This is a genomic window from Legionella waltersii (genome assembly GCF_001468085.1).
In the GTDB taxonomy this organism is placed as follows: Bacteria; Pseudomonadota; Gammaproteobacteria; order Legionellales; family Legionellaceae; genus Legionella; species Legionella waltersii.
This window is the reverse complement of the sequence record NZ_LNZB01000060.1, coordinates 435,628-445,986: the sequence shown is the minus strand read 5'-3', so window position 1 is coordinate 445,986 and position 10,359 is coordinate 435,628. Positions and strand designations below refer to the sequence as shown.

The following is a 10,359-nucleotide window of genomic DNA, read 5'->3' as shown; positions in this document are numbered from 1 at the left end:
CTTCGGCAACAGTGATATTGAGGCAACGATGCAATTTACATACTTATTTTGATACTTCTTCGGCAACAGATAATTTGAGGCAATTCGATACGTAAATTTCTTTTTAAAGTTTAATATTCACTTAAGTTCAATCTGTTAAGATTCATTCATTTATCAACATGATTCGATTGGAGTTTAATTAATGATCGAAGTTAACATTTGGTTATCAACTGCTAAGGTATTCAATAAACGAGTAAAACATGGTATTTTTGGACCTTTGTTAGCCTCTGAAGATGAGGGAGAGAACGTTGGTCATTGCAATCTATTGGTTGAAATTGATGAACGTTCCCCTAAATTTGAAGAAACCGGATCCCAGTTTGAAAGTCTAGTTCCTAAAAAAACGTTAAAAATAGTTCCTACACCCGTTAAACCGCAAAATCCACAAGACTCTCATTTAGCGCCTGCTGTTGTGAAAAGTAATTTGTACACACAAAGTTTTTGGCCCAAGAACAAACCTTCCATTAAACAACTGTTTAAGGATTTTGGAAAACTGATTCATATCAGCAAAGGTGGACAAGCTGAACCCGATTTTGGTAAGCATGAGATCGACATGTGTCGAGAGGAAACCTTGACAGAACCAATGATTATTGAGCATGGCAAATTCAGTAAGCAATCGATAAATGATGAAAAATTAAAAAATATTGACCTTTGCGTTGAACTCTCTGATTTAGAATCTGCTCTAGAGTCCCTTCCAGTATGGGAAGGCAATCTCAAAAAATCCCAAACTGAAAAGTCTGAATTACTACTAAATCAACAGGGTATTTCCAAAGATCATAAAGACAAACTGCAGAAGATTAAACAAGAGCAGGTTCGCACCTCTAACCAACTTCTTGAAAACGGTAAAAAACAAACCGCCCTAACTCGCACCAGGAATTACCTTTCTAAAATCAGCTATCCCGATAAAAACACTCAGATGCAACTTCAAGAAATTAATGGCCAATTCAAAGCATTAGAAGAAAACAAACGACAATTGGAGTCTAAACAACAGATACTCCATCAAGAGAGTGAGCTCTTGGAACAAGGGTATCAAGAAGCGCTCAGAAAAATTGAATCCAGTATCAAACAAATTGATGTTGAAATTGAATATGCACAACGTTTACTGAGCAATGCACACCAAAAAATTTCCGGACGAAGTCCAGAGGATGCAGCAAAATTAAGGAAAGAATGGGTAGAAAAAGTGGAGTTATTGGCTCGAAAAGAGCAATTTTTAAAAAGCCGCCATACAACGCAAGGTCGCCATCCTGAATACAGCATTAGTTTGCCTTCTAAAAGCAGTGGCTTAACTTACGCTTTAGATGATGAGCTGGTATTGCAAGCAATTCTTCAAGAACGAAACCAAAGTTACTCATTCATCCTCAATAATTGTGTCTCAAGTGTCAAACGCTGTATTATTGCAGGCATCGACCAACCCTTAAAAGAAAAATTAAAGGAAACTGGTTTAACGGATAATTTCTTCAAAGTGAGCGCTATAGAAACTTGCAAAGGATTAAGAACTTGGACAAAAACGCTTGAAGCCAAGCTAAATGAGCTTAACTTCGAAGTCAGCCCAACCATCAGAAAATGATCTAAAAACAATTTCCGCTGCGTCAATAAAAAGAATGATACAGCTCATGGAGATTGCTCATTTTTTAAATCAGGTACATGCTCCTCTTGTAGAAACAGATAAGGAGCGCTTCCAATGCGTTTGGGATGTCCAAAATGGCTGTTTATGCTGCGAAGGACCTTCAGGAAGATATCTGAATAAAAATTCAACCATTAGTGGTATGATGGTTAAGAAAGCATTGAAAACACAATTTAGCAAGAAAGCACAGTATTATGGATTTAATGCTGAGTTTATTGAACAATTTAACAAACATCTAATTTCTGAAGAACATTCTTCTTACTGTGTTCATCATTTTACAGATCAAGGCTTTATAAACCATTTGTCTGAACTTACTAAACGTTTTGAACATGCAAAAGCACGCCATTTTATAGAACACTCTACACAGGGTGTTTTGCGAGCTAAACTTCCTTTAACAGCGCTATTCTTTGGGGTTGGAAAATCAGGACTTACGAAAAACCCCAAGGTCGAGGCAAAAGAACTTTTTAATGAGGGAGTTTAGATGGACTAAATGACCGAATTAAAAAGTTCTTTTAACAAAGAGATTGGGGTTTTTCGTAAGTCCTGAAAATTTGTTAGTGTTGGGGATGCTTGTGGATTGTCCCGAGTTAATAAGGCTGGCCGAGAAGGAGCAAATTTTTTATCTATTAGTGAATAAAAGTAAGGGCAAGAGTTTTGATTGTCATGCGCAAAACGAATAGGAAAGGCCGGACGAGGAACACGACCTACACTTGATTCGGCAGTTAATTTAGTCACAATCATCTGGATATAAAGCTTTCAAACAATGAACTAATTATCTGCAAAGAGAACACCATATTTAACTCATGACGACCATTTATTGAGCCCCTCGAGCTTAAATAAATTTATCCACGCACATAAAATACATGTAGATCTAATGTTGGACATGTAGTATTATATTTGCTTAATGAGCTGCTAATGGCTTTGAAATCTATTCGTAGTGATTCAACTTAAATCTGCCTTATAGCGTTTCGATTGTCTAAAAATGAATAATCCTATATGTTGGAGCCAGTATTGAAACAGATTACCCAAGAGGAATTTGAAAAATTACTCGATCCATTAGCTCAGCAAAAAAAGGGTCTAAGTAAAGATAAAAAACTGTCTTTGGCTGAATTTTTAAAAGCCAATGGATTCTTGCCAACACTGGACAATCTTAAATTTTCCGTAACTCAAAAAGCCGTAACTCAGACTCCAGTAAAAAATGCTGATGGAAGTATCGTAACTGTGACTCAAGTGTTACGTAGAACTTCACTCTTTACTGATTTGGATTTTACTGGACTTACTTCCATAAAAAATTGTAATTTCGACACCTGTGACTTAAGTGGAGGAATTTTTGAAAATCTAAAAATAGAAAACTGCAGTTTGAATGATACTGTTGTTAACAATGCACAAATGGACAATCTAATTTTTAGTTCTACTAAATTTAAAGGGACTAGTTTTGATTACAGTCATTTACAAAATATTACCTTTAAAGAATGTCCAATGTCACTGTGCTCTTTGAATAATTTGGGCACACTCGATTTTGTGATTTGGCAGAATTGTCCAATGAGCTATATAACTATTGTGGGTGGAGCTAAAGCCTCAGACATTACCATGCAAGCTACTGATAGGCTCCGGGTAAGAGAGTTGCTTACCGATAAAACAATCAAATTTGATCAAATCATTGTTGATAAGAAACAGCCGACTATCCTGGTTTCATGGAATAATAGTGCACCTGGCATAGCCGCAACGTTAGCTGAAAAAATGTTGCGAGAACGCCAACTAAATCCTATAAATATGGATTATTGCCCTCCTGTCAATGAAAAGGTTTTAGATGCCGAAGTTGCTGAACTAAGTCAATTAGCTGAGGCAGAGATACAACAATTAAAAAACGCGGCATTTGTTAAATTTTCTGCACAAAATACTCAATTATCAGCCCTTGAAATTTTTCAAGCTTTCCCAGAGTACTGGAAAACAGTACAAATTGGTTTTCCTATGTTAATGATTAAATTGATGAGAGAGCTTCATTCCAAAGATCAACAAAAGTTTCCTCAGATGTCAGCAATATATGCTTATGCACAGTCTATGTTTGAACAAGTTGATGGTGTATTAATCCCCGGTGGTCAGGATATTGACCCACGCTTTTATGGTAAACCATTGGATCCTAAAACCCAACTGCCTAAATATCCGAATTCGGAACTTTTCGATGCAAGACGTGATGCCTTGGAATTTAGCTTGGTTTATATACAGCAGAGCGCCTCTAAACCCAAACCCTTATGCGGAATTTGCCGAGGATCACAGGTTATTGCTGCTTCATACGGAGCTAGTATGTATCAAGATTTGGGTGATCCAAAAAGAGCAGGATTTCTTGTAGAGTGCTTTGCTCCTAAAGCAATATCTGCAGATGTTGCCCTCTTTTCCACTCAACATAGATTAAATGCAAACAGTCGACGAGAGGCTTTAAAGGTCATTTATGTGCATCATCAAGGTTATAATTTAGATGCAGCATGTGGGCTTAAAGGTACTGCATCAATTAAAGTGAATGATTTATGCATTGACACGGTGGGAGAAAATTTAGACCAAAACATCTGCATGACCCAAGCTCATCCAGAATTTGCTTTTGATAAAGTGGAAGGGAGTGAGAGTGGATTTGGCTCTAAAGTAAGTGCCTTAGCGGCTGATGGAATTTTCGGGCATTTTGAAATGAGAGTACGTGCTTATATACAAAACCAACTATTTCATCAAATAGCCCTGACAACAAGCAAAATTGGCATTTTTAAAACAGAAAAAAAAGATCATGCTGTGGCCAAATTGTCCCCCAACCAAACGTTAACAAGTCAACAATAAACTTATTTTCAATTTTACATGGGCGGCTAAACAATCCATTGACCTTTACCATCAATGGATTTCCAAACAATTGCTCTAACGATTATAAAATCTTCTCTCTCACAATAGTGGATAAATTGAATTCCAAAAATTCAAATCCCCCGCTTGTTCTTTCACCACCTGTTTTTCATCTGGAGCTGGGTTTTCCCCTGGGAAAAAACTTAAATAGTCATAAATAGCTCTAGAAATACCCAGTGGATTACTGGGCAATTTCCCTTCAGGATTTATAGATCGATCAATGCATGCTTTAATTGTATTGCGCTGATCAAGTAGTTTTTGCAAGCGTATTTTGGCATCGTTCTCCCAGCTAAACTGAAATGCCTCATTATTGTTTAACTTTTGGTTTTCAATTTCCTTCAGCAAGCTTGATAGAATAATTAGTTGTTTTTCTCTATTCTTATCAGTAGTAGTCTCTTGCTGAAGAAGTTTATATAGATCGTTGCAATTAGAAGCCGAAATTTTTACGCCATGAGTGAGTAACAAAGTGATTAACACCTCATCGTTCACCAGAATGGCAGCATATAGAGGATCTGCCGATTCACCATTTACGTCCACACCTTTTGAGAGTAATTTTTTAACTACATTGATGCGTTTATAAAAAACAGCAGCATACAAAGCATTCATTTTATAATTTGTAGATGGAAGGACTTCGTCACTAATCCAGTTAAGTTCCTCTATGTTACTAGAGTCGATAAGAATATCAGCTAACTCATCTTGTTCCCGCATAATTGCTGCAAGCAATGGAGTAATACTCAAGTTAAGCATTGGATCTATCATTCGTTTAGAGATGGATGCGCCATTTGCAATTAACTCTTTTAAGACACCGGATTGCCCAAATTGAATCGCAAGAAAAACAGGGGTGGAATTTCTTAGTTCATCGCCGTATTCCTGAAATCGTTCATCCACATTGACTTTTTTTGCTGTTAATAGATTTTTAACGGACTTCGAATCACCTTCGCAAATCGCTCTTTTAAAAGGAATTTGATATGAAACGTTGTTACTTTTAACCTTCATTGAATTATTCCCGCCTATAGTTCTTGGCTTGTATTTGACATTGAAGTTAAAAAATAATCAATCTTTAATGTTGCTTAATGAAAAATGAGCATGAAAAAGTGCGTTTAATGGTTGAAGTCGTATTTTCCTATACCAACCACAAGTTGATAGCTTCTGCCATGGTCGGATGGGCAAACATGATATTGGCTAATTTTGTGTAGGGAATATCAAATTCCATCGCCAATTGAATGACACCCAATATTTCTCCTCCTTCGGCACAAAAAATGGTAGCTCCTAATATCAAGCCAGTCTTTGCATCAATCACTGCCTTCAATACCCCTTTTGTTTCACCTTGTGTTCTCGCACGAGGAATCATAGCCGCAGGAATCTTAGCTATTTTGACGGTATAGCCCTGCTCATTTGCCTGTGACTCCGATAAACCAATCCGAGCTAATTCCGGATCAAGAAAAACCGTGTACGGAATCAATCGTCCTTGCGCTGATACTTTATGATTTGGGTTGGATAAATTATGTTTTAAAATACGGAAGTCATCCCATGATAAATGGGTAAATTGAGCCCCACCTTTGACATCACCTAATGCCCATATGCCCTCAGCAGTTGTTTCAAGGTATTCATTGACTTTAATGAAACCGCGATCATCAAGCTGTACCCCAGCTCTATCTAGCTGTAAACCCCTTGTATTTGCCACTCGACCCACTGATACCAAAAGGTCCGTGCCAAGAATTTTTTTTACTCCACTCGGCTGTTGTAATGTAAGCATGACATTACTGCCTTCATTCTGTGCTGCTTTCACTTGCGTGTTCAGAAGCACGTCTATCCCTTCATCTCGCAGAGTTTGTAACACCTCCGCGGCGATGTCTGGATCTTCGCGATTCAGAAAATCAGGACTCGCTTCTATCACCGTTACTTTAGCACCTAATCGGCGAAATAGTTGCGCAAACTCTAGTCCAATGTAACCACCACCCATAATCAATAAATGCTCTGGGACCTTGTCCAACTCCATTAAGGTATCATTGGTCAGATAACTCACTTCATGAATACCGCTAATTGATGGAATAAATGGCAGAGCACCTGTATTGATAATGATTTTGTCTGCAGTAAGTTGTAGTTTTTTTTGTCCGTCACGAGGAGTTGATAGCTCCACCTCGAGTTGTTTGGGACCGATAAAATACCCTCGACCAAGCATCAGATCCATCCCTGAATCCAAAAACTGTTTCCTATTGGCCTCACGCATGGCTTGTACCACCGCGGTTTTATGAGATCGAATTGCTTTAAAATCGATTGGTTTGAGAGAAGCCTCTAAACCATAGTTTTGAGCATTATGAATATAATGAGCAACCTTGGCAGATTGGACAAGGGTTTTCGTTGGGATGCAAGCAACATTGATACAGGTTCCACCAATTTGGTTATCCTCGATCATCGCCACTCGTTGGTTTGCTCGAGCTAAATACATGGCAAGTGTCTTTCCACCCTTTCCACCACCCAAGATAATAGCATCAAAATTTAAGGCCATAGTTCTCTTCCCTATTCATTTATCGTGATTCATAAAAGGGGCCTGTAAGGAAGCATCCCTATTATTCTCATTAAAGTTTTGCAGGATCAGTATCTTTTATTTTTTCCCAAATGGCATCTGCTTTTTTAATATGACCTGGTATGTCTTGCAACCATTTGTCTCTTACTTTTGCCTTATTGAGATATAATTTTCCATCGACAACCAGAAAGGCTTGAGGATCAGTGGGATGTTTTTTTCCCAGTGTCATTGCCATCGCACAATAACCACCATAAGCAGGCAAATATTTCATCGGATTTTTATCAAATAAATCTTTATGGGATTGAGTAGCAAATAAATAAGTAACCCCATTGTTGAAACTAAAAAAATCACTGCTTCCGGGAACTGCTTTGTCGTCTGTTTGATAGGCCACTAAATCGTATCCATTTGCACCCAAAGCTTGTGTTTCAAATGCTTTTGCGGCGTGTAAATTAAAAATTAAGGAAAAAAAACTTACCAAGAAAATACATCCACTCCTAAGATTGCGCATAAAATCCCTCGTTCATTACAATTAACATTACTTAAAATCATAGCTGTTTTGGCATTTAATGCAAAGAACCTATTTTTTACCCTAAAAAAGCTGTTGAATCGAAGCGAGAACTACGATTCTATTTTTTGATTTAAAGAAAAACAGATAGGTTCTTTCCGCTTAATAAGCCTGGCTATTTATTCTAGTCAAGGCTTTCATTGTGACAGAACACTCAATTAAAAATTCACGCGTTTTTTGTAGCGATTTGCTGCCTCTTCAAATTGTTTTGAGTACTGTTATGATTTACCAATAATTTTAGATAAAGAAATAAAATCTAGGGGCTTAGATAAATAAAATCCTTGCAAAAGGCAATGTTCTTTTTGTGCTTGGCGCAATTGATCTTTGGTTTCTATACCACAGATGCATACCCTTGAGTTCATTTGATGCGCCAGATGGATTAAAGATGCCAAAATACTTTGCCCTTTTTTTTCATGATGAGCATGTTGAATAAATTGCTTATCCAATTTTAAGGTATCAAACGGAATATTTTTTAACAAGCTTAAACTAGATATCCCAGTTCCGAAATTGTCTATAGATAGCGCAATTCCATGTTTTTGGGCTATACTGATTAACATTTTGGTATATTCCATATAACTTAAAGCTTGCTCTTTGATTTCGAACTCAATCCATTCAGGACGGCACCCCGTATGATTCATAATTTCAATCAACTGAAACATGTGTTTTGGATTTTGTACTTGGCTCGTCGATAAATTAATCGTAAATTTTAAAGGGGATGTCAATATCTTATCTAGTGTTATACGAGCTTTACAGGCTTCCTCCATTAACCATAGACTTATCTCATGAAAAAATCCTAGTTGCTCTGCTATGGGGATAAAAGAACTCGGGGGAGCTTCATCTCGCCACCGTATCAGCACCTCTAATTTTTCTATTGTTTTAGCATTGGCTGAAAAGACAGGCTGATAGACTAGATGGAGTAATTTTGAATGAAACGCATTTTTTAATTCCGTACCCATTTGGTGGGTTTGTTTGTTTTCTTTTGTTAAGTCAGGATGATAACGAACATAATACTCGGTTTTCTTTTTTTTTGCATGATACATTGCACTATCAGCACGACTAATCAGTTCGTTTTCGCTTTGACTGTCACAAGGATAATAACTGACTCCAAAACTTGCTTGAATGCTAATTGTGTTTGGACCAAGGTTCACTTTTTTCTTTAAAGCCTTCTGTATTTTTTCAATGGTCGAATCAATGTCCGATTTATAGGTTAAGTTTTTTATTAAACAAATAAACTCGTCTCCACTCAATCGGGCTATATAGTCTTTGTTATCTAGCGTGTTTCTCAATAAGTTACCGAAGTAGACGAGTAATTGATTGCCGTATTGATGTCCTAAGGAGTCGTTTATCATTTTAAAATAATCAATATCAATGAAAATAACAGCGAGCAGTGTATTGCTTTGTTTTGATTCTTCAATATAGGTTTGAAGGGTTTTATAAAAGTGATGGCGGTTAGGTAAAGAGGTGAGTTCATCATAATGCATAAGATGGTCTTTTGAAGTGGCTTGTTCTATTTTTTCTGTTATCTCGTTGATTATCCAAATGTTTTCCTTATTGTGGGTAATTTTTAAATGAACTTCATAGGTTTTATTGTCCAAGGTTTGCAATAAAAAATCAGCATCAAAGCAGTGTGGTGTAAAAGGAAAAAATCGGTGAAGGGGATGATGTTGAGGTACTATACTATGAAAATACCTTACAAAGTCTTGAACGTTTTCATGATGGGACAATTGGAAACACTTAAAGAAAGAATCGTTTACCTTTATTATTTCTCCAGTCTCTTTGGTTTTGATGACTACTTCATTGATCGAGTTGTATGCTATATCGAGTATGTTTAGTGTTTCTTGTTTTTTTTGCGACAGCAATTGATGACCGGCAAGCATGGTTTCGTTTAAAGTAAGTAACTCTTTTTCCAGTTTAATTTGTTTGTTCTTTTGTAGAGTTAATGAACGCTGTTTTCTATTTAGAAGCTCTCGAAACCTCATAATTTTATTTAACCGTTTGTGTTTGATGAAAGAAAGTTCAAGGGATTGGACCAGATAGAAATACAATAGATTGGAGGCGTACATCGATACAACCATATAAATTAAGGCACCTATCCCAATAAAAATAAATTCTCCTCCTTGAGCCAAACATAGGAATATGTAGGGAATGAAAATCGATGCAATATAAAAAATATGTGTGTTTTTTGTGTAACAATGAAATAAGCTTCCGCCCGAAGTCAAAGCGATATAGACAATCCCAAGGGATATAATTAAGGTATTGTTGTTGAAGGTATAGAGAGTCAAGCAGGCTATATTGATATAGGTCAAGGCCAGACTGATTTTGTAATAATACAGATACGGTAATTTAGAAAAGTTGTCTCTATTATAATACATAAGGACCACCAAGAGCTGAACAAACAACCCACTGATTTCAAAATAAAGCCATTTTTCTATAAAAATATTTTCGGTGATGTGAACTATTTTTACAAAAATCAATGAAGCGATGAGCTCGCCCAACAAAGAAAGGGGTATATTACTGAATAACATTGCAAGCAATTCTTCGTCCTTGTCTCTTTTCTTATGATGTTCCAAGGGGATATGCTCTATGGATGATGGAAGATGTGTTTGCAGCTGGCTATCTAATTGGGTTGATATATCGCTTCCGAAACGCTCAATGCCCTCTAGATTATTATACTTGTAATTTTTTGACATCAGCTCATCACCTATTTTGAAAAGGTATAGACCTTAT

The 10,359-nt window shown here is 36.8% G+C and carries 7 protein-coding genes; 3 read left to right on the top strand and 4 right to left on the bottom strand.

The genetic code is table 11. The features are described 5' to 3' along the window. The first annotated feature begins 181 nt into the window (after positions 1–181). The 3 genes from Lwal_RS15145 (at position 182) to Lwal_RS15130 (ending at position 4,483) form a co-directional block, all read left to right on the top strand. On the top strand, positions 182–1,603 hold the full coding sequence (locus Lwal_RS15145; RefSeq protein ID WP_058481635.1) for a hypothetical protein: 1,422 nt from the start codon (positions 182–184) through the stop codon (positions 1,601–1,603). After that, positions 1,563–2,141, top strand: coding sequence for a hypothetical protein (locus tag Lwal_RS15140; protein ID WP_133141261.1), 579 nt, complete (start codon positions 1,563–1,565; stop codon positions 2,139–2,141). The genes Lwal_RS15145 and Lwal_RS15140 overlap by 41 nt, the downstream gene beginning before the upstream one ends. A gap of 530 nt (positions 2,142–2,671) precedes the next feature. Beyond that, positions 2,672–4,483, top strand: a complete 1,812-nt coding sequence (locus tag Lwal_RS15130) for a gamma-glutamyl-gamma-aminobutyrate hydrolase family protein (protein ID WP_162264107.1) — start codon at positions 2,672–2,674, stop codon at positions 4,481–4,483. Positions 4,484–4,582: 99 nt separating this feature from the next. Here the strand turns inward: Lwal_RS15130 and Lwal_RS15125 are convergent, their stop codons facing one another. The 4 genes from Lwal_RS15125 to Lwal_RS15110 form a co-directional block, all read right to left on the bottom strand. Beyond that, positions 4,583–5,536, bottom strand: coding sequence for an ankyrin repeat domain-containing protein (locus Lwal_RS15125; protein WP_058481631.1), 954 nt, complete (start codon positions 5,534–5,536; stop codon positions 4,583–4,585). Positions 5,537–5,663: 127 nt separating this feature from the next. Beyond that, on the bottom strand, positions 5,664–7,049 hold the full coding sequence (locus tag Lwal_RS15120) for a mercuric reductase (RefSeq protein ID WP_058481630.1): 1,386 nt from the start codon (positions 7,047–7,049) through the stop codon (positions 5,664–5,666). 70 nt (positions 7,050–7,119) lie between these two features. Next, positions 7,120–7,575 carry a YHS domain-containing (seleno)protein gene (locus tag Lwal_RS15115; RefSeq protein ID WP_058481629.1) on the bottom strand — a complete coding sequence of 152 codons (456 nt, stop codon included), beginning with the start codon at positions 7,573–7,575 and terminating at the stop codon, positions 7,120–7,122. 275 nt (positions 7,576–7,850) lie between these two features. Continuing rightward, on the bottom strand, positions 7,851–10,322 hold the full coding sequence (locus tag Lwal_RS15110) for a putative bifunctional diguanylate cyclase/phosphodiesterase (RefSeq protein ID WP_058481628.1): 2,472 nt from the start codon (positions 10,320–10,322) through the stop codon (positions 7,851–7,853). Positions 10,323–10,359: the final 37 nt, after the last annotated feature.

Coding starts and splice junctions, on each gene's coding strand:
- Lwal_RS15125 (WP_058481631.1), bottom strand. CDS start 5,536: ATGAAGGTTAAAAGTAACAACGTTTCATATCAAATTCCTTTTAAAAGA.
- Lwal_RS15145 (WP_058481635.1), top strand. CDS start 182: ATGATCGAAGTTAACATTTGGTTATCAACTGCTAAGGTATTCAATAAA.
- Lwal_RS15115 (WP_058481629.1), bottom strand. CDS start 7,575: ATGCGCAATCTTAGGAGTGGATGTATTTTCTTGGTAAGTTTTTTTTCC.
- Lwal_RS15140 (WP_133141261.1), top strand. CDS start 1,563: ATGAGCTTAACTTCGAAGTCAGCCCAACCATCAGAAAATGATCTAAAA.
- Lwal_RS15120 (WP_058481630.1), bottom strand. CDS start 7,049: ATGGCCTTAAATTTTGATGCTATTATCTTGGGTGGTGGAAAGGGTGGA.
- Lwal_RS15110 (WP_058481628.1), bottom strand. CDS start 10,322: ATGTCAAAAAATTACAAGTATAATAATCTAGAGGGCATTGAGCGTTTC.